This window comes from Stutzerimonas stutzeri, from assembly GCF_024448955.1.
Taxonomy (GTDB): domain Bacteria; phylum Pseudomonadota; class Gammaproteobacteria; order Pseudomonadales; family Pseudomonadaceae; genus Stutzerimonas; species Stutzerimonas stutzeri_AQ.
On record NZ_JAMOIH010000016.1, the window covers coordinates 81,452 to 100,904 of the forward strand.

Here is a 19,453-nt window from a genome sequence, read left to right on the forward strand (position 1 = left end):
ATCGCGATGTTCAATGCCCTGCGTTTTCTTGGCTGGCCGTTGCTGGTAGGCCTGCTCGTGGCCCTGCTGATCATTCAGCGTTATCCGCATCTGGTAGGCCTGAGTACCGAGCCGGAATACACGCTGCGTCAGGCACCGCTTGTGGGCATACCGCAGCAAGGCCCTTATTCCTATGCCAATGCGGTCAGCGGCGCAGCACCAGCGGTAGCCAACCTCTACACCACCAAGGTGATCGACCGCTCCAGCCAGCCGCCGATGATCAAGGACGATCCGCTGTTCCAGCGATTCTTCAGTGACAACCTGCCACGCCAGCGCCGCATGGAATCAAGCCTGGGTTCCGCGGTGATCATGAGCCCCGAAGGCTATCTACTGACCAACAACCACGTCACCGCCAATGCCGAGCAGATCGTGGTGGCCTTGCGCGATGGCCGGGAAACGCTCGCACGGGTCATTGGCAGCGACCCGGAGACCGATCTTGCGGTGCTGAAGATTGATCTAGCGGACCTGCCGGCGATCACTATTGGCCGCTCGGACAGCATCCGCATTGGCGACGTGACGCTGGCGATCGGCAACCCGTTCGGCGTCGGCCAGACCGTGACCATGGGCATCATCAGCGCCACCGGGCGCAACCAGCTCGGTCTCAATACCTATGAAGATTTCATTCAGACCGACGCGGCGATCAACCGTGGAAATTCCGGTGGCGCGCTGGTCGACACCGCCGGGCACCTGATTGGCATAAACACAGCGATCATCTCCGAATCCGGCGGCTCGCAAGGCATCGGTTTCGCGATACCAGTGAAGCTCGCCATGGATGTGATGAAATCCATCGTGGAGCATGGCCAGGTAATTCGAGGCTGGCTCGGTGTAGAGGTGCAATCGCTGACTCAGGAACTGGCTGAATCCTTTGGCCAGGCAGGCCGGCCAGGAATAGTGGTCGCGGGGGTTTATCGGGATGGACCGGCTGAACGCGCCGGCCTGCGGCCAGGGGATCTGATCCTTAGCATCGATGGGCAGCAGGCCAGTGATGGTCGCACCTCGATGAATCAGGTCGCGCGCGTGCGGCCGGGCGATGAGATCGATATCGATATTCTGCGCAACGGGAAACCGCTGACGCTTACCGCCGAGGTCGGCATGCGGCCGCCGGTAGAGAAAAGCCCCCAATGAGCAATATCGATCACTGACGATCCGGGTCCCGTGAATTCCGGACAGCCCTGCAATCGCCTCAAGGGCGCGCGCCCGCATATGTGGCGCGCACATGCTGCACTCACAGGAGGTCCGACTTCGGGGCGAACCTGCTTAAGTGAACGAGGTTGCCAATAAGCCGCAAGCAACCTGTCGCTTGGCTGCTTAATCGTTGCCTTTCAATGCGTCGAGCAGCGCCTGATTCTGCTCCGGCGTGCCGATGGTGATCCGTAAGTACTGGTCGATTCGCGGATGCTTGAAATGCCGCACGATGACGCCCCGCTCCCGAAGCCCTGCGGCGAGCTCGGCAGCGTCGCGCTGCGGATGACGGGCAAAAATGAAGTTCGCCGCCGACGGCAACACCTCGAAGCCCAGCGCCTGCATCGAGGTCACCACCGCTTCGCGACTGGTGATCACCTGCTGACAGGTCTGCTCGAAATATTCGCGATCTTCGAACGCAGCCGCCGCGCCGGCGATGGCGATGCGGTCCAGCGGATAGGAATTGAAGCTGTTCTTGATGCGCTCCAGCGCCTCGATCAGATCCGGATGCCCAACGGCCAGACCAACGCGCAGCCCGGCCAGTGAGCGGGACTTCGACAAGGTCTGAGTGACCAGCAGGTTCGGATAGCGATCCACCAGCGCAATGGCCGATGTACCGCCGAAGTCGATATAGGCTTCGTCCACCAGAACGACCGAATCGGGGTTCGCCTGCAGCAGCCGCTCGATCGCCTCCAGCGCCAGCAGGCACCCGGTGGGCGCGTTGGGATTGGGGAAGATGATGCCGCCGTTCGGCCGGCTGTAGTCAGCCACGTCGATCTGGAACTGCGCATCCAGCGGGATGGCTTCGTAGCCGATTCCATAGAGCCCGCAATAGACCGGATAGAAGCTGTAGGTCACGTCAGGGAACAGCAGCGGCTTGCCGTGCTGGAACAGGCCGTGAAAGGCGTGCGCCAGCACCTCGTCCGAGCCATTGCCGAGGAAGACCTGGCCCGGCTGCACACCGTAATAGTCAGCCACCGCCTGCTTGAGGCGCTCGCCGTTGGGATCGGGATACAGGCGCAGGCTGTCACCGATCTCCGCCTGCATCGCGGCAATAGCCTTCTGCGAGGGGCCGTAGGGGTTTTCGTTGGTGTTGAGCTTGACCAGCTTGCTTAGCTTCGGCTGTTCACCCGGTACGTAAGGCACCAGGTCTTTGACGAAGGGGCTCCAGAGTTTGCTCACAGCCCTTCTCTCCTCTCAAAAATCGCTGAAGACTGAAGGCCGAAGGCTGGCCGAAAGGCATCGAGTGCCTCGTCCCACCTACAGCCTCCAGCGCTTTTACGGCTTTACTGCTTTATCCGGTATTCCGCGCTACGCGCATGCGCAGTCAGCGACTCGCCGCGCGCCAGCACCGAGGCGATCTTGCCCAGTTCGGAGGCCCCCTCAGCCGAGCAGTTGATGATCGACGAGCGTTTCTGGAAGTCGTAAACACCCAGCGGCGACGAGAAGCGCGCCGTTCCCGAAGTGGGCAGCACGTGATTCGGGCCGGCGCAATAATCACCCAGCGCCTCGGCGGTGTAACGCCCCATGAAGATCGCGCCAGCGTGGCGGATCTCTGGCAGCCATCGGTCCGGATCGGCAACGGAGAGTTCGAGGTGTTCGGGGGCGATGCGATTGGCGACCTCGATGGCCTGTTGCATGTCGGCAACCTGGATCAGCGCACCGCGGCTCTGCAGCGACGCACGGGCGATCTCGTTGCGCTCGAGGCTCGGCAGCAGACGCGTGATACTTTCCGCGACCTGATCGAGGAACGCCGCGTCCGGACTGACCAGGATCGATTGCGCATCTTCGTCGTGCTCGGCTTGGGAGAATAGGTCCATGGCGATCCAGTCGGGATCGGTCTGGCCGTCGCAGACCACCAGAATTTCGGACGGCCCGGCGATCATGTCGATCCCGACCTTGCCGAATACGTGACGCTTGGCCGTGGCGACATAGATGTTGCCGGGCCCGACGATCTTGTCCACTGGCGGTACGCTCTCGGTACCGTAGGCCAGCGCGGCGACCGCCTGGGCGCCACCGATGGTGAACACGCGGTCAACACCGGCGATGCAGGCCGCGGCCAGCACCAGCTCGTTGATTTCACCGCGCGGTGTGGGCACGACCATGACAACTTCCGGCACACCGGCAACCTTCGCAGGAATGGCGTTCATCAGCACCGACGAGGGATAAGACGCCTTGCCTCCCGGCACGTAAAGTCCCGCACGATCAAGCGGCGTGACCTTCTGACCCAGCACGGTGCCGTCGGCTTCGGTGTAGGTCCAGGAATCCTGTTTCTGTTTTTCGTGATAGCGACGAACACGCTCGGCCGCGGCTTCCAACGCCAGACGTTGCGCCGGGCTGATGCGTTCGAGCGCCAATTCAAGGCGCTCGCGCGGCAGAATCAGATCGGCCATGGAGGCCACTTCCAACCCATCGAAACGCTGCGTCAACTCGACCAGTGCCGCATCGCCGCGCTCGCGCACCGCCTTAATGATCTCCAGCACGCGCTGGTTAACACCGTCATCGGACACGCTTTCCCAGCTCAGCAGATGATCCAGGTGTCGCGAAAACTCGGGATCAGCGGCGTTGAGTCGGCGGATGTCGATGGGAGCGGTCATAACGGGCCTCATGAGGAGTACGTCGAAGCGGTTTGCAGGCGCCCGTAGATTAACAAGCCAAGCGTGCGGGCACCTGAGAAATAGGCTATGACACGAATAGGCGAGCCGGCCGCGCAGCAGCCGGCGGAAGATCAATCCTGCTGTTCGATGGCGTTCTGCAACGCATCGATCAGCGTCTGGATACGCGCATGCTGCATTTTCATCGACGCCTTGTTGACCACTAGGCGCGAGCTGATCATGGCGATCAGTTCCTGCGGCTCCAGCCCGTTGGCGCGCAGCGTATTACCGGTATCGACCACGTCGATGATCTTGTCCGCCAACCCCACCAGCGGCGCCAGCTCCATCGAGCCATAGAGTTTGATGATGTCGACCTGACGGCCCTGCTCGGCGTAGTAGCGTTTGGCGACATTGACGAACTTGGTCGCAACGCGCAGCCGCCCTTTGGGCTCCGGCGCACCGACCTTGCCGGCCGTCATCAGCTTGCAGTTGGCGATTTTCAAATCCAGCGGCTCGTACAGTCCCTGGCCACCGTACTCCAACAGCACGTCCTTGCCAGCCACGCCAAGATCCGCCGCGCCATGCTCGACGTAGGTCGGCACGTCCGTGGCGCGCACGATCAGCAGACGCACGTCATCCTGTGTGGTCGGGATGATCAGCTTGCGGCTTTTTTCCGGATTCTCGGTGGGAACGATACCCGCCGATGCCAGGAGCGGCAGCGTGTCGTCGAGGATGCGGCCTTTGGAAAGGGCAATGGTGAGCATGGACGGTTTTCCTTGAAGCCTGTTGATGGCGACCTGGCGCAGGCAGGGCGAGCATGCGCAGTCTCAGCCGAAGCCGCCGACTCAAGAGCTGGTGGCTTCGGCCCATTGCCGATAGCTAGCCCGGTACGCGGCGAATCTTGGCGCCCAGCAACTGCAGCTTTTCTTCGATGCACTCATAACCACGATCGATGTGGTAGATGCGGTCGATCAGCGTATCGCCTTCGGCCACCAGACCGGCAATCACCAGGCTCGCCGAGGCACGCAGGTCGGTCGCCATGACGGGAGCGCCCTTGAGTTTCGGCACGCCGGTAACGATGGCGGTGTTGCCCTCGACAAGAATCTGCGAGCCCATGCGGTTCATTTCATAGACGTGCATGAAGCGGTTCTCGAATACCGTCTCGATAACGGTACCAGTGCCTTCGGCAACCGCGTTCAGGGCAATGAACTGCGCCTGCATGTCGGTGGGGAAAGCGGGGTACGGCGCGGTGCGGATATTCACCGCTTTCGGCCGGTTGCCCTTCATGTCCAGCTCGATCCAGTTGCTACCGGTATCGATATGGGCACCGGCTTCTTCGAGCTTGTGCAGTACGGCCTCGAGCAGGGTGGCGTCGGTGTCCTTGAGTTTCACGCGTCCGCCGGTTGCGGCAGCGGCGACCAGATAGGTGCCCGTCTCGATGCGGTCCGGCATTACGCTGTAGCGACCGCCACCCAGACGCTTCACGCCGTCGATGATGATGGTGTCGGTGCCGGCGCCGGAAATCTGCGCGCCCATGGCATTGAGGAAGTTCGCTAAATCGACCACTTCCGGCTCGCGCGCGGCGTTTTCCAACACGCTGCGGCCGTTGGCCAGCGCCGCGGCCATCATGATGTTCTCAGTGCCGGTCACGCTGACGATGTCGAAGAAGAAGTGCGCGCCGCGTAGACCGCCAGCTGGCGCCCGCGCCTTGATGTAGCCACCTTCGACGTCGATCTGCGCGCCCATCGCTTCCAGGCCGCGAATGTGCAGATCCACCGGGCGCGAGCCAATGGCGCAACCACCAGGAAGGGCAACCTCCGCCTCGCCGAAGCGCGCAACCATGGGGCCGAGCACCAGAATCGATGCGCGCATCGTCTTGACCAGCTCGTAAGGCGCGACCAGCGTCTGGATGCTGCTGGCGTCGACTTCGACGCTGAGCTTTTCGTCAATGACCGGTTGCACGCCCATGCGGCCAAACAGCTCGATCATGGTCGTGATGTCGTGCAGGTGCGGCAGGTTGCAGACGGTTACCGGGGTATCGGCAAGCAGGGTGGCCGCCAGGATTGGCAGGGCCGAGTTTTTTGCACCGGAGATGCGAATCTCGCCATCGAGGCGGGCACCGCCAGTAATGATCAATTTATCCATGATATTCCTGTAACCCGCACGCTCGAAGCGCTTGCGAGGAGGGGCCGCGCCCAGTCAGTGCAGCGCGCGGCTCGAATAAGTCTGTCGTGACCAGCTATCAGCTGCGCGCCAGCCAATCGGCACGGCTGAAGAACTTCATCGTGACGGCATGAATGCTGCCGTCGGCGATCCAGGGGTTCAGGTGAGCGTAGATTTGCTGCTGACGCTTGACCGGACCCAGGCCAGCCAACTCATCGCTGATCACGTTCAGCTGGAAATTGCAGCCTTCGCCTTCAACTTCCACCTGTGCGTCCGGAAGCTTCTCTTCCAGAAAATTCTTAACTTCTAAGGCCTGCATGTTCAACCTCTATCGGCGCCGGACGCGCGCGGCCGGCCATCATACAAAAAAGCCCGAAGGCTGCGAACCCCGAAGCCCTTCGAGCTGAAGCAGCCTTCGCTACTCGAGCGTTTCTGCCTCGCTGCTGTGCGGACGCCGGTGATGGCTGCCCGCCTCTACTGCAGGAAATCTAGAAGATGCAAAGCGTACTACGAGAATCGCCACCGCCAGCAGCAGAATGGCCCCGGAAATATAGACAACTCCCATGTCTGGACGGTGATGATGCGAAACGTCCGAGATCAGCAAGCGAGTCAGCGCGGTTATTGCCACGTAGATAAGGAAGCGCACCGGCATGTGATTGGTTTTGAAATAAATACCCACCATCGCGCCGAGTTCGAGGTAGATGAACAGCAACAGGATGTCGTCGACACTGATGCTGCCCTTTTCGATCATGCCCAGAAAGGCCACCAACCCGGCCCAGGCGGTGACCGCGCCGATGCCGAACAGCGCCAGGTAATGAAAGGTCTCGACCAGTAGATTACCCAGCGACTCGGCGACGGCATGCACCTTGCCGCGCGCCGCTTCTGCCCAGCGCAGTGTCATCAGACCGCTCCTCTCGCTTCGTCAGCTAGCGAAAGGACGTCCAGCAGACCGGACACCCTGGCGATTTCCCGCATGTCGCTGGGCATGCCGGCAATGGTCACTTCGCGTCCTGATGAGATTGCGTCCCGGGTATAGGCCAGCAGCAGCGACAGCCCGACGCTGCTGGATTTTTCCACCGATGAGCAATCGATCAGCAACGGCTGTCCTTTGGCACCACGGATCACGGCCTGACCAGCCCGACGCAAGGCCGGCCCGGTCTGATAGTCAAGCACGCCAGAGAGCCGCAACTCACCGTTGGCGCCGCTTTCGACACGCCCTTCACTCATCGCCTGTCGCCTGCTGGCCGGCCTCGGTGTCCTTGGCGCGCGCGACGACTTCGCCCCAGCCGTCGATGGTCTTGTCCAGATCACCACCATTTTTCTGCATGGTGTCGGCGAACTGGTCACGGAACAGCTTGCCGATATTGATGCCGTTGATGATTACGTTGCGCACCCGCCATTCGCCGCCCTGATTGACCATGGTGTACGACACCGGATAGATCTCACCCTGGCGACCGGTTACTTCCATACCAACGCTGGTGCGCTCGGCGTCCTGCTTGCCACTGGCCGGCAGCACTCGAATCTGCTGATTGTTGTATTCCAGCAGAGCGTTGCCGTAGAACTGCATAAGGCTGCGTTTGAAGTTTTCCTGGAAGCGGGTCATCTGCTCCGGGCTGGCGCTTCGCGAGTACTTCACGGTCATGATGCTGCGCGAAATCCCTTCGGCATCGACCACCGGACCGAGGATATTGTTGAGGGACTCGTAAAAAGCATTCGGGTCCTGCCGGTACTGATCCTTATTGGCTTGGAGGTCGGCGAGCAACTCGTCGGTGGTCTTCTGGATCACTTCGTGAGCACTCGGGGCCGCCAGAGCCAGCATAGGCAGGGCGGTCAGCAATACCAGCAAACTGCGACGCAGGGCATTCATCATGGGGATGTACCTCACTCTTTATTGACCGAATTGAGCAAAAATTTGCCGATCAGATCTTCCAGCACCAAGGAAGACTGAGTATCGCGAATCGTATCGCCGTCACCCAGGGTTTCCTCTTCGCCGCCGACACTGATGCCGATGTATTTTTCGCCCAGCAGGCCGGCGGTCAGAATCGACGCGGTGGAATCGATCGGCAGAATGTCGACGTCCTGCTGAACCTCCAGCGTGACACGCCCGGTATAGCTCTCACGATCCAGATCTATCGCCGTCACCTTGCCGATCGTCACGCCGGCCATGGTTACCTTGGATCTGACACTCAGACCGGCAATATTGTCGAAATAAGCGTACAGCCGGTACGTTTCGGCGCTATCGACACTCAGGCCGCTGACCCGTAGCGACAGCAGGAGCAGGGCTAGGACGCCCGCCAAGAGGAACAGGCCAACACCAATTTCCAGGGTGCGGATACGCATCAAAAATCTCCAAACATCAACGCGGTCAGAATAAAGTCGAGGCCGAGCACGGCCAGCGAGGCGTAGACCACCGTTCGGGTGGTGGCACGACTGATACCTTCGGAGGTGGGCTCGCAGTCATAGCCCTGGAACACTGCAATCCAGGTCACCACGACAGCGAACACCATGCTCTTGATAACGCCATTGAGCACGTCCGAAGTGAAGACAACACTGTTCTGCATATTGGCCCAGAACGAGCCTTCGTAGACGCCGAGCCAGTCCACGGCAACCATCGCACCACCCCAGATACCGACCACGTTGAAAATGACGGTCAGCAACGGCAGGGAAATGAAGCCGGCCCACAACCGTGGCGCGACGATGTATTTCAGCGGATCGACACCGATCATTTCCAGGCTGGACAGCTGCTCGGTGGATTTCATGTTGCCGATCTCGGCAGCCAACGCAGACCCGGCACGACCGGCAAACAGCAGCGCGGTAACCACCGGGCCCAGTTCGCGCAGTAGCGTCAGGGCGACCATCTGCCCCACCGCCTGTTCGGAACCGTAGCTGCTGAGAATGCTATAGCCCTGCAACGCCAGCACCATACCGATAAAGATGCCGGACACCACTACGATCGCCAGCGACAGCACGCCAACCGAATAGAGCTGCCGGACCAGCAAAGAGAAACGGTTATCCAGCCCACTGGGACCGAACAGCGCGTGGAACAGGAACAACGTTGCGCGCCCCTGCGCCGCGACCACATTCATCCCGGCCTCGCCGAAAATCCGGACTCGCTCGATCAAAGAACGCTTACGCATCATGGCCTCGCAACAAATCCTCGGCATAGGCCGGCGCCGGAAAATGAAAAGGCACCGGACCATCCGCCGCGCCTCGCATGAATTGCTGGATACGCGGGTTCACGGAATCGCGCAACTCGGCCGGCGTGCCCTGCCCCAGCACCTGCCCATCGCCGACGACATAGATGTAGTCGGCGATGCTGGAGGTTTCGGCCAAGTCATGGGAAACCACGATACTGGTGATGCCCAGCGCATCGTTGAGCAGACGAATCAGCTGCACCAGCACGCCCATGGCGATCGGGTCCTGGCCGGCGAAAGGTTCGTCGTACATGAGGATCTGCGGATCCAGCGCAATCGCTCGCGCCAACGCCACGCGACGCTTCATGCCGCCGGACAATTCATCGGGCATCAGCTCCACCGCACCGCGCAAACCCACCGCCTGCAGTTTCATCAGAACGATGTCGCGAATCATCTCTTCCGGCAGCTTTGTATGCACCCGCAGCGGGAAGGCGACGTTCTCGAAGACATCGAGATCGGTGAACAGCGCACCGCTTTGGAACAGCACGCCCATCTGCTTGCGCATGTCGAACAACTCGCGGCGCGACAGCGTGGGCAGGTTAGTGCCGGCCACCCAGACTTCACCGCTGGTCGGCTTGAGCTGAGCGGCGATCAGGCGCAGCAGCGTGGTCTTACCGCAGCCGGACGGGCCCATGATGGCCGTCACCTTGCCTCGCGGTATGACGATATCGACATTATTGAAAATGCTCCGCTCGCCGCGCTTGAAGGTGACCCCCTTCAGCTCGACGGCGTTAGCGTTGGCGGCGCTCATCGGATCTCCTTGGATACGGTCTGCAAATCTGACGCCCTCCGATGTTTCGGAGATACTTCGCAGAGCCGTTTTGGCGGCGCGAACTATAGCACCGCGCCAGAAGCCTCCCAAGCCAGCGTCTGTATCGGCACATGAGCGAGCGCACATTCGTTCAGCTTGAGTTCAGCTGGAAAGACGACGATCCACTCGAAAGCTTTTCGGTGAGCGGCGATGGGTTTGCCGCTATAATCCCGCGTTTTCATTCAGGCGATGAAACAGACATGAATCAGAGCAGCCAGCTGATCGAGACTGCCCAGCGCACCATCCGCATGGAAATTGAAGCGGTCGAGCAACTCAAGGCCCGCATCGATGAACAGTTCGTCAAGGCGTGCGAGCTCATCCTCCAGTGCAAGGGCCGCGTCGTCGTGGTCGGCATGGGCAAGTCCGGGCATATCGGCAACAAGATTGCCGCCACGCTCGCCAGCACCGGCACCACGGCATTCTTCGTTCATCCGGCCGAAGCCAGCCATGGCGACATGGGCATGATCACCCGCGATGACGTCGTGCTGGCCCTGTCCAACTCGGGCACCACCAACGAGATCGTGACACTGCTGCCGCTGATCAAACGCCTCGGTATTACCTTGATCAGCATGACTGGCAATCCCGAGTCGGTGCTCGCAAAAGCGGCAGCGGTCAACCTCGACGCGAGCGTAGCCATCGAAGCTTGCCCGCTAAATCTCGCGCCCACCTCCTCGACCACCGTCAGCCTGGTACTCGGTGACGCCCTGGCGATCGCCCTGCTCGAAGCGCGCGGATTCACCGCCGAGGATTTCGCCTTCTCGCACCCAGGCGGCGCGCTCGGCAGGCGCCTGCTACTCAAGGTCGAACACGTCATGCACGCAGGCGACCGCCTGCCCCAGGTCATACGCGGCACACCACTACGCGAAGCATTGCTGGAAATGACGCAGAAAGGGCTCGGCATGACGGCGGTAGTGGAAGCCGATGGCGGTCTGGCCGGTATATTCACTGACGGCGACCTGCGCCGTACGCTGGACAAGGGAGTCGACGTGCGTCAGGCCAGCATCGATCAGGTCATGACCATCCACGGCAAGACCGCCAGCGCCGATATGCTTGCGGCCGAAGCCCTGAAAATAATGGAAGACAATAAGATCAACGCGCTGGTGGTGGTCGATGACAATGACCGACCTATCGGCGCGCTGAACATGCATGATCTGTTGCGCGCAGGAGTGATGTAAGTGAACGATCTACTGCGGCGCGCCCGTGACATTCGCCTGGCCATTTTCGATGTCGATGGCGTGCTCACGGACGGCAAGCTGTACTTTCTCGCCGACGGCAGCGAATTCAAGACGTTCAACACGCTCGACGGTCATGGCATCAAGATGCTGATCAATTCCGGCGTACGTACCGCGATCATCAGCGGTCGCAAAACACCCGTGGTTGAGCGCCGCGCACAGAACCTCGGCATCCAGCATCTGTATCAGGGACGCGAGGACAAACTGGTGGTCCTCGATGAACTGCTCGCCGAACTCGGGCTCGACTACGCTGAAGTGGCCTATCTGGGCGATGACTTGCCGGACCTGCCGGTGATCCGCAGGGTCGGCCTGGGAATGGCCGTCGCCAGCGCCAATACCTTCGTCCGCGATCATGCTCACGGCGTAACCAGCGCCCGCGGCGGCGAAGGTGCTGCGCGCGAGTTCTGCGAACTGATCATGCGCGCCCAGGGCAGCCTCGAAGCTGCCCAGGCCGCCTATCTCTAGAGGTTCCAATGCTGAGCAGAATCCGCCTCCCTGCCGTCCTGCTGCTAATTGCGCTGTTACTGGTCGCTGTCGGCTACTGGAACATTCGCCCCGAAAGCTTTATGCAGGAAGCCCCGGTGACACAGGGCGAGACATCACCGATCGACTTTTACGTCATCAACTCGCGAACCGTGCAGTATCAACCGGATGGCAAGCGCAACTACGTGTTGTTCTCCGAGAAGGTCGAGCACGTCAAGGCCAGCGATATCAGCCTGCTGACCCGCCCCGATCTACGCTCCTATCGGGGCGCTGAGCTGCCGTGGCATGTCACCAGCGAGCGTGGAGAAGTCGGCCCGAAGGGCGAGGAAGTCGAGCTGATCAATAACGTCAGGATCGAACGCAACGACGCCGAGGGACGTCCAACGATCGTCACCACCAGCCGGATGACTGTGCTCCCCGAGAAGGATTATGCCGAGACCCGCCAACCCGTTAGAATCGTCGCCGCGAACGGCGTGACGACCGCCACGGGCATGAAAGCGTATCTGAATGAAGGCAGGATGCTCCTGCTATCCAATGTAAGAGGCCAGCATGAGCTGCGTTAAGACTCTCCCCCTCCTGATCGGCTTGAGCATCTTTCTGCTCGGCACGACCGCACATGCGCTTCCCGAAGACCGCAACCAGCCGATCCGTGTCCAGGCGGATACCGCGGAACTCGACGATCGACAGGGCGTGGCCGTATATCGCGGCGATGTGGTGATCACTCAGGGCACCATGAAAATCACCGGCGATACGGTAACGATCACCCAGGATGAAAATGGTGATGTAGAGGTATTCACCTCTATCGGCAAGCCCGCCTACTACGAGCAGAAACCTGCGGTAGACAAGGAAATCGTCAAGGCTTACGGCCTGACCATCCAGTATTTCGCAGCCAACGAGCGCATCGTCCTGATCGACCAGGCGAAAGTCGTTCAGGAAGGCAATACCTTCGAAGGCGAAAAGATCGTCTATGACACTCAGCGGCAGATCGTCAACGCCGGCCGTGCGACCGATACCGATGTCACCACGCCGCGCCCACGCGTGGACATGGTCATCCAGCCGCGCAAGAAAGATCAGCCGGCAGCGGAGCAGACCGAGTAATGGCGACCCTCAAGGCCCAGCATCTGGCGAAGAGTTACAAGAGCCGCCAAGTCGTGCGTGATGTAAGCCTGTCCATTGGAAGCGGACAGATCGTCGGTCTGCTGGGGCCGAACGGCGCCGGGAAGACCACCTGTTTCTACATGATCGTCGGACTGGTAAAGGCCGATCAGGGGCGCGTGCTGATCGACGAGCAGGATGTCACGCATCTGCCCATGCACGGTCGTGCTCGGGCTGGTATCGGTTATTTGCCGCAGGAAGCGTCCATCTTTCGCAAGCTGTCGGTAACCGACAACATCATGGCGATCCTGGAAACCCGCAAGGACCTCGATCGCAACGGACGTCAGCAAGCGCTTGAAGGGCTCTTACAGGAATTTCACATCCACCACATCCGAGACAGCCTCGGCATGAGTCTCTCGGGTGGCGAGCGGCGGCGCGTCGAAATTGCTCGCGCCCTGGCCACCACCCCCAAGTTCATTCTTCTAGATGAGCCGTTTGCAGGAGTCGACCCTATTTCGGTCGGCGACATCAAACAGATCATTCATCACCTCAAGGCCAAAGGCATCGGCGTACTCATCACCGACCACAACGTACGCGAGACACTGGACATCTGCGAAACCGCCTACATCGTCAACGACGGCCAATTGATCGCCGAAGGTGACGCCGAGACGATCCTGGCCAATCAGCTGGTCAAGGAAGTTTACCTCGGGCACGAATTCCGTCTCTGATGCCATTTTTTTCCACTGAGACAGTCGCCCAGGGCTAGGCAAAGGCTTCGTTGGCAGGCATATAATTTGCTTACATTGGCGCCTGCCAGCGCCAGCGAAATCGGAACAGGCGCGGTTGCGCCGGCAAACAAGGTTCGAAGTCCTCTGCCATGAAACCATCGCTAGTCCTGAAGATGGGCCAGCAGCTGACGATGACACCGCAGCTGCAACAAGCCATACGATTGCTCCAGCTATCCACGCTCGATCTCCAGCAGGAGATACAGGAAGCGCTGGATTCCAATCCTATGCTCGAGCGTGAGGAGGACGGAGAGGATTTCGATCACTCCGATCCGATGGCCGAGTCGATCGAGAAGAAGCCGGAAAGCACGCCGACCGAACAGAGCGAGCCTGACAATCACTACGAGGAACCCATCAACACGGTGGAGAATTTCGAGGAAGGCGATTGGGGTGACCGTATTCCCGATGAGCTTCCGGTGGACACCGCCTGGGAAGACATCTACCAGACGAGCGCCAGCAGCCTGCCCAGCAGCGATGATGACGAATGGGATTTCACCACCCGAACCTCAGCCGGTGAAAGCCTGCAGAGCCACTTGCTCTGGCAGCTCAATCTTGCACCGATGAGCGATACGGACCGTCTTATCGCCGCCACCTTGATCGATTGCATCAACCCCCAGGGCTACCTCGACGAAACTCTCGAGGAAGTACTCGAGTCGTTCGATCCCGAGCTGGAAATCGAACTCGACGAGGTCGAAGTGGTGCTGCGCCGCATTCAACAGTTCGAGCCAGCCGGCATCGGTGCACGCGACTTGCGCGAATGCCTGCTACTGCAACTGCGTCAACTGCCGGAGCGGACGCCATGGTTAGTCGAAGCCGTGCGGCTGGTCAGCGACCATCTGGATATCCTCGGCAGCCGCGACTACAGCTTGCTGATGCGCCGCATGAAGCTCAAAGAAGACGAGCTCCGTCAGGTCATCGACCTGATCCAGACACTCAATCCTCGGCCCGGCTCGCAGATCGAAGCGAGCGAGCCGGAGTACGTCGTGCCCGACGTGATCGTGCGCAAGCATAATGGTCGCTGGCTGGTCGAACTGAACCAGGAGGCAATGCCCCGCCTGCGTGTAAACGCTCAATATGCGGGCTTCGTCAAACGCGCCGACGCCAGCGCCGACAACACCTTTATGCGCAATCAGCTGCAGGAGGCGCGCTGGTTCATCAAGAGCTTGCTCAGCCGCAACGAGACGCTGATGAAGGTCGCCACGCAGATCGTCGAACATCAACGCGGCTTCTTCGAGCACGGCGATGAAGCGATGAAACCGCTGGTGCTGCACGACATCGCTGAGGCGGTAGGCATGCATGAATCGACCATCTCACGGGTCACCACTCAGAAATACATGCACACGCCACGCGGCATCTACGAGCTGAAGTACTTCTTCTCCAGCCATGTCAGTACGGCGGAGGGCGGCGAGTGCTCTTCTACCGCTATCCGGGCGATCCTGAAAAAGCTGGTGGCCGCGGAAAACCCGAAAAAGCCATTGAGCGACAGCAAGATCGCTGGTTTACTGGAGGCACAGGGGATTCAAGTTGCACGCCGTACCGTCGCCAAATACCGCGAATCACTCGGTATCGCACCATCCAGCGAACGTAAGCGGTTGATGTAAATGTCAGGTCGATTTCTTCCGGTGACGGGTCATCCCGTCAATCGCACGTGGCAAAAAGGAGATGCAGTATGCAAACCAACATCACTGGACTTCATCTGGAAATCACAGAAGCCCTGCGTAACTACGTCGAAGAGAAATTCAGCCGACTGGAACGGCATTTCGATCGCATCATTGCCGTCCAGGTGATCCTCCAAGTCGAAAAACTCAAGCAAAAAGCCGAAGCCACACTGCACGTCGCCGGACGCGAGGTCGTCGCCAATGCCGAGCATGAAGACATGTACGCGGCCATCGATCTCCTTGCCGACAAGCTCGATCGGCAGCTCATCAAGCACAAAGAAAAACAGCTCGACCACAACCAGGGTGCAATAGCTCGCTAGCCCATCATGATCCGACTAGAAAACATCCTGACCCCCGCACGTTCCCTCGTGAACGTGCCGGGCGGCAGCAAGAAGCGCGTACTGGAACAGATCGCCAAGGTGCTTGGCCGAGACCTTCCAGATCTGGACTCTCAAACTATTTTCGAAAGCTTCATCGCCCGTGAAAAGCTCGGCTCGACCGGCTTCGGCAACGGGATCGCCATCCCTCACTGCCGCATGCCCGGCTGCACCTCGCCGCTCAGCGCGGTGCTGAGGCTGGATGATCCGGTGGATTTCGATGCCATCGACGGCGCTCCGGTCGATCTGTTGTTCGTCCTGCTCGTGCCGGAAGCGGCGACTGACGAACACCTCGAGCTGCTTCGCCAGATCGCCAGCATGCTCGACCGCGAAGACGTTCGCGAGCGTCTGCGCCAGGCCAGAACGGGACAGGATCTGTATCAGACCGTCGTTGATATTCAGAGCGGCCACTAGCGGAAACCATCTCGCTGGCCCTGCGACGAGTGAGGAAAGAGACGTGTCCCTAACCTTGCACCAACCACCTCGACAGCACAGCGTGCAGCCAGGCTCATGCCAGCACGCTCGTATCCTGCCGGGCGTCGCGCCGCCATGCGCCTGATCATCGTCAGCGGTCGCTCCGGGTCTGGCAAGAGCACCGCGCTCGACGTGCTCGAGGACAACGGCTTTTACTGCATCGACAACCTTCCCGCGGGACTGCTGCCGGAACTGGCGGAACGGGCATTGCTGCATACGGAGCTGATACAGCCGCAGGTTGCGGTATCCATCGATGCGCGCAACCTGCCCAGCCAGCTGAAGCGTTTTCCCGAGCTGCTCGAAGAAGCCCGTGCCCGGCATATCCAGTGTGACGTGCTGTACCTCGACGCCGCAGACGAGACACTGCTCAAGCGCTTCTCGGAAACCCGCCGGCGCCACCCGCTGACCAACCAGAATCGTTCGTTGGCCGAAGCTATCCGTGACGAGGAGCTGCTTCTGGCTCCCATCATCGACCTCGCCGACCTCAAGGTCGACACGACGCATCTGAACCTCTATCAATTGCGTGACACGCTGAAGCTACGCCTGCTGAACAAGCCGGAACCGGGCACGGCGTTTCTCTTCGAGTCCTTTGGATTCAAGCGTGGGATGCCGGTTGATGCCGACCTCGTGTTCGATGTGCGCTGCCTGCCGAATCCGTACTGGAAGGCCGATCTGCGCGATTTTTCCGGGCTGGACCAGCCCGTCATCGACTATCTCGCCACACAAGCGGATGTCGAAGAAATGTTTCAAGACATCTTCGCCTATTTGAGCAAATGGCTTCCGCGCTTCGCCGCCAGCAATCGCGCCTATGTCACGGTCGCCATCGGCTGCACCGGCGGGCACCACCGTTCGGTCTATCTGGCCGAGCGACTCGGCCAGGCGCTGCGCGAACCTTTGAAGAATGTCCAGGTACGCCATCGCGACCTGGCTTAGGACCCCACATGCCCTCGTGCGAAATCACCATCATCAACAAGCTGGGCCTGCATGCCCGCGCAGCCGCCAAGTTCGTCGGCGTCGCCAACCGGTTTCCCTGCGACATCCGCATTGGCCGTTGTCCTGCCACCCTCGTTGATGGCAAAAGCATCATGGCGGTCATGATGCTAGCCGCCAGCAAGGGCACCAACCTGCACCTGCACACCGAGGGCGAGCAGGAGCAAGAGGCAGTCGATGCGCTGATCGCACTGATCGAAGACTATTTCGAGGAAGGAGAATAGCAGGCTGGAGGCTGGAGGCTGGAGGCTGGAGGCTGGAGGCTAACAGTGTCGAGCCCGCCCAACCCTTTTCAACTCCTAGCGTCAGGCTTACGGCTGCTTTTCCGTTCAGCTTTCCAGCCTCCAGCGCTTTTATCGTCTTTGCGGTTTTTAGCCTGCCGCTTTAGCTCCCCGCCACCTTCATTCGCTCGATCAGCACCGATCCCGTGTGAATGCTGCTACGCGTCTCAACATCGCAGCCGACCGCGACGATCTGGCGGAACATGTCGCGCAGATTGCCGGCGATAGTCACCTCCTGTACCGGGAACTGAATCTCGCCATTCTCGACCCAGAAACCGCCAGCCCCGCGCGAGTAATCACCGGTTACCAAGTTCAAGCCCTGCCCCATCAACTCGGTGACCAGCAAACCACGTCCCATACGGCGAATCAGTGCAGCCTGATCCTCATCCCCGTGGGTGACGAAAAGATTGTGCACGCCACCCGCATTGGCCGTGCTGGGCATTCCCAGTTTGCGTCCAGAGTAGGTGCCCATCACATAGGAAAGCAGCTTGCCATTCTCGACGAAGGGTTTGGCGTAGGTCGCCAAGCCATCGCTGTCATAGGCAGAACTGGCCAATCCGCGCAGCAGGTGCGGACGCTCGTCGAGGCTCAGCCACTCGGGAAACAGCGTTTGCCCCAGTGCATCTTCCAGATAGGAAGACTTGCGATAGATGTTGCCGCCGGAAATCGCCGCGAGGAAATGCCCAAACAACCCAGTCGCCAGTTCCGAGGAGAACAGCACCGGAACGTCGCATGTCGGCACGGGACGAGCGCCGAGACGGCGAACGGCACGCTCTGCGGCACGACGACCGATCGAATCGGCAGAGACCAAATCGCTGGCGACGCGACTGACGTCATAGTGGTAATCGCGCTGCATCTGCCCGTCGGCCTCCGCGATCATCACGCTACTAAGGCTGTGCCGGGTACTGCAGTAGGCGCCGATGAAGCCATTGCTGTTGCCATAGCCTCGGCACCCTTGATGGGTGCTCAGGCTGGTGCCGTCTGCATTGCGAATGCGCGAATCAGCCGCGAAGGCCGCCGCCTCGCAGCTCAAGGCCAATTCCACCGCCTCGTCCGGCGCAATGCTCCAGGGATGGTAGAGGTCCAGGTCCGGCACATCCTTGGCCATCAGAGCAGGATCGGCGAGCCCGGCGAATTCGTCTTCCGACGCATGTCTGGCGATCGCCAGTGCCGCCGCCACGGTTTCGCGAATCGCCTCGTCGCCGCTGCCGGTGGTACTCGCCGAGCCCTTGCGCTGACCGACGTACAGCGTGATACCGAAGCCCTGATCACGATTGAATTCGACCGTTTCCACTTCTCGCTGACGAACCGTCGTCGACAGCCCCTGCTCCATCGAGACGGACACCTCGCAGGCACTGGCACCCTGGCGGCTCGCCTCTTCGATGATCTGCGCAATCCTGTCGCGCAATCCGGGTAACGCGTGCGGGCCTATCCCCTCAACTTCACTCATAAACACTCCAAGCATTGATTCGATCAAATCGCAGTCGCCAGCGCTCGGCTGAGCTGCGCAGCAAAGCTGCTGTTATCATGGCGGCATTTCCTACTGGACCAGCCCCATGTCTGATATTTCCGATCTCGACGGCTTCGAGGAAAAAAGCAAAACCCAGGTCAAGCGCGAGCTTCATGCTCTGCAGGAGCTAGGTGAACGCCTCGCCACACTCAAGCCCGACGTGCTGGATCGCCTTCCTCTCACCGATGCGCTACGCAAGGCGCTGGCCGATGCGCCCAAGCACACGGCAAACATCGCGCGTAAACGCCACCTGCAATACATCGGCAAGCTGATGCGCGACCAAGATATCGAAGGCATCCTGGCTCTGGTCGACCAGCTCGACGCCTCCACCCGCCAGTACAACGAACGCTTCCACGCCTTGGAGCGCTGGCGTGATCGCCTGATCGCCGGCAACGATGAAACCCTCGAAGCCTTCGTCACCGAATATCCCGAAACCGACCGCCAGCAACTGCGCAGCCTGATCCGCCACGCCCAGCACGAAGCGGCGCGAAACAAGCCGCCAGCGGCCAGTCGCAAGATCTTTAAATACATCCGCGACCTCGATGAAACCAAGCGCGGTTTGAAATAAGCTGCCTTGAAGCCTGA

At 60.3% G+C, this 19,453-nt stretch carries 24 protein-coding genes; 12 read left to right on the forward strand and 12 right to left on the reverse strand.

Annotation, left to right across the window (positions count from 1 at the left end; translation table 11 throughout):
- Positions 1-6 precede the first annotated feature (6 nt).
- A complete protein-coding gene (algW, locus tag NA645_RS16725; RefSeq protein WP_256049885.1) occupies positions 7-1,164 on the forward strand; it encodes a Do family serine endopeptidase AlgW in 1,158 nt (385 codons plus the stop codon).
- Positions 1,165-1,347: 183 nt separating this feature from the next.
- Here the strand turns inward: algW and hisC are convergent, their stop codons facing one another.
- The 11 genes from hisC to NA645_RS16780 form a co-directional block, all read right to left on the reverse strand.
- Complete coding sequence (gene hisC / locus NA645_RS16730; RefSeq protein WP_256049886.1) at positions 1,348-2,403, reverse strand: histidinol-phosphate transaminase; 1,056 nt, start codon at positions 2,401-2,403, stop codon at positions 1,348-1,350.
- A gap of 104 nt (positions 2,404-2,507) precedes the next feature.
- On the reverse strand, positions 2,508-3,818 hold the full coding sequence (hisD, locus tag NA645_RS16735) for a histidinol dehydrogenase (RefSeq protein WP_256049887.1): 1,311 nt from the start codon (positions 3,816-3,818) through the stop codon (positions 2,508-2,510).
- Positions 3,819-3,949: 131 nt separating this feature from the next.
- Positions 3,950-4,579: an ATP phosphoribosyltransferase gene (hisG, locus tag NA645_RS16740; protein WP_256049888.1), complete on the reverse strand. Its 630-nt coding sequence runs from the start codon at positions 4,577-4,579 to the stop codon at positions 3,950-3,952.
- A gap of 115 nt (positions 4,580-4,694) precedes the next feature.
- Entirely contained in the window at positions 4,695-5,960 is a 1,266-nt protein-coding gene (gene murA, locus NA645_RS16745) for a UDP-N-acetylglucosamine 1-carboxyvinyltransferase (protein ID WP_256049889.1), read from the reverse strand.
- Between the two features lie 97 nt (positions 5,961-6,057).
- Positions 6,058-6,297 (reverse strand): BolA family protein, encoded by a 240-nt coding sequence (locus NA645_RS16750; RefSeq protein WP_256049890.1) that lies wholly within the window; start codon positions 6,295-6,297, stop codon positions 6,058-6,060.
- A 99-nt stretch (positions 6,298-6,396) separates the two neighbouring features.
- Positions 6,397-6,879 (reverse strand): phosphate-starvation-inducible protein PsiE, encoded by a 483-nt coding sequence (locus tag NA645_RS16755; RefSeq protein ID WP_256049891.1) that lies wholly within the window; start codon positions 6,877-6,879, stop codon positions 6,397-6,399.
- Positions 6,879-7,205: an STAS domain-containing protein gene (locus NA645_RS16760; RefSeq protein ID WP_256049892.1), complete on the reverse strand. Its 327-nt coding sequence runs from the start codon at positions 7,203-7,205 to the stop codon at positions 6,879-6,881. Before NA645_RS16760 ends, NA645_RS16755 begins: the two co-directional genes overlap by 1 nt.
- Complete coding sequence (locus tag NA645_RS16765; RefSeq protein ID WP_256049893.1) at positions 7,198-7,848, reverse strand: MlaC/ttg2D family ABC transporter substrate-binding protein; 651 nt, start codon at positions 7,846-7,848, stop codon at positions 7,198-7,200. The genes NA645_RS16760 and NA645_RS16765 overlap by 8 nt, the downstream gene beginning before the upstream one ends.
- A gap of 11 nt (positions 7,849-7,859) precedes the next feature.
- On the reverse strand, positions 7,860-8,318 hold the full coding sequence (gene mlaD, locus NA645_RS16770; protein ID WP_256049894.1) for an outer membrane lipid asymmetry maintenance protein MlaD: 459 nt from the start codon (positions 8,316-8,318) through the stop codon (positions 7,860-7,862).
- On the reverse strand, positions 8,318-9,115 hold the full coding sequence (gene mlaE, locus NA645_RS16775) for a lipid asymmetry maintenance ABC transporter permease subunit MlaE (protein ID WP_256049895.1): 798 nt from the start codon (positions 9,113-9,115) through the stop codon (positions 8,318-8,320). Before mlaE ends, mlaD begins: the two co-directional genes overlap by 1 nt.
- Entirely contained in the window at positions 9,108-9,923 is an 816-nt protein-coding gene (locus NA645_RS16780; RefSeq protein ID WP_256049896.1) for an ABC transporter ATP-binding protein, read from the reverse strand. The genes mlaE and NA645_RS16780 overlap by 8 nt, the downstream gene beginning before the upstream one ends.
- Before the next feature lie 260 nt (positions 9,924-10,183).
- On the opposite strand from NA645_RS16780, the gene NA645_RS16785 reads away from it, so the two are divergent.
- From NA645_RS16785 to NA645_RS16830, 10 genes are all read left to right on the forward strand, one after another.
- Positions 10,184-11,158, forward strand: a complete 975-nt coding sequence (locus NA645_RS16785; RefSeq protein WP_256049897.1) for a KpsF/GutQ family sugar-phosphate isomerase — start codon at positions 10,184-10,186, stop codon at positions 11,156-11,158.
- Positions 11,159-11,680: a KdsC family phosphatase gene (locus NA645_RS16790; protein ID WP_256049898.1), complete on the forward strand. Its 522-nt coding sequence runs from the start codon at positions 11,159-11,161 to the stop codon at positions 11,678-11,680.
- A gap of 8 nt (positions 11,681-11,688) precedes the next feature.
- Positions 11,689-12,261 carry an LPS export ABC transporter periplasmic protein LptC gene (gene lptC / locus NA645_RS16795; RefSeq protein ID WP_256049899.1) on the forward strand — a complete coding sequence of 191 codons (573 nt, stop codon included), beginning with the start codon at positions 11,689-11,691 and terminating at the stop codon, positions 12,259-12,261.
- Positions 12,248-12,796 carry a lipopolysaccharide transport periplasmic protein LptA gene (gene lptA, locus NA645_RS16800; RefSeq protein WP_256049900.1) on the forward strand — a complete coding sequence of 183 codons (549 nt, stop codon included), beginning with the start codon at positions 12,248-12,250 and terminating at the stop codon, positions 12,794-12,796. Before lptC ends, lptA begins: the two co-directional genes overlap by 14 nt.
- Entirely contained in the window at positions 12,796-13,521 is a 726-nt protein-coding gene (gene lptB, locus NA645_RS16805; protein ID WP_256049901.1) for an LPS export ABC transporter ATP-binding protein, read from the forward strand. Before lptA ends, lptB begins: the two co-directional genes overlap by 1 nt.
- Positions 13,522-13,670: 149 nt before the next feature.
- Positions 13,671-15,179: an RNA polymerase factor sigma-54 gene (locus tag NA645_RS16810; protein WP_256049902.1), complete on the forward strand. Its 1,509-nt coding sequence runs from the start codon at positions 13,671-13,673 to the stop codon at positions 15,177-15,179.
- A gap of 68 nt (positions 15,180-15,247) precedes the next feature.
- Entirely contained in the window at positions 15,248-15,556 is a 309-nt protein-coding gene (hpf, locus tag NA645_RS16815; protein WP_131649903.1) for a ribosome hibernation-promoting factor, HPF/YfiA family, read from the forward strand.
- A gap of 6 nt (positions 15,557-15,562) precedes the next feature.
- Positions 15,563-16,027 (forward strand): PTS IIA-like nitrogen regulatory protein PtsN, encoded by a 465-nt coding sequence (gene ptsN, locus NA645_RS16820; RefSeq protein ID WP_256049903.1) that lies wholly within the window; start codon positions 15,563-15,565, stop codon positions 16,025-16,027.
- A gap of 135 nt (positions 16,028-16,162) precedes the next feature.
- Positions 16,163-17,020, forward strand: a complete 858-nt coding sequence (gene rapZ / locus NA645_RS16825) for an RNase adapter RapZ (protein ID WP_181100245.1) — start codon at positions 16,163-16,165, stop codon at positions 17,018-17,020.
- 8 nt (positions 17,021-17,028) lie between these two features.
- Positions 17,029-17,301: an HPr family phosphocarrier protein gene (locus NA645_RS16830; protein WP_181100083.1), complete on the forward strand. Its 273-nt coding sequence runs from the start codon at positions 17,029-17,031 to the stop codon at positions 17,299-17,301.
- A gap of 160 nt (positions 17,302-17,461) precedes the next feature.
- Here the strand turns inward: NA645_RS16830 and pmbA are convergent, their stop codons facing one another.
- Complete coding sequence (pmbA, locus tag NA645_RS16835; protein WP_256049904.1) at positions 17,462-18,808, reverse strand: metalloprotease PmbA; 1,347 nt, start codon at positions 18,806-18,808, stop codon at positions 17,462-17,464.
- Between the two features lie 106 nt (positions 18,809-18,914).
- Between pmbA and yjgA the strand changes: the two genes are divergently transcribed.
- Positions 18,915-19,436 (forward strand): ribosome biogenesis factor YjgA, encoded by a 522-nt coding sequence (gene yjgA / locus NA645_RS16840; RefSeq protein ID WP_131649899.1) that lies wholly within the window; start codon positions 18,915-18,917, stop codon positions 19,434-19,436.
- Positions 19,437-19,453 lie beyond the last annotated feature (17 nt).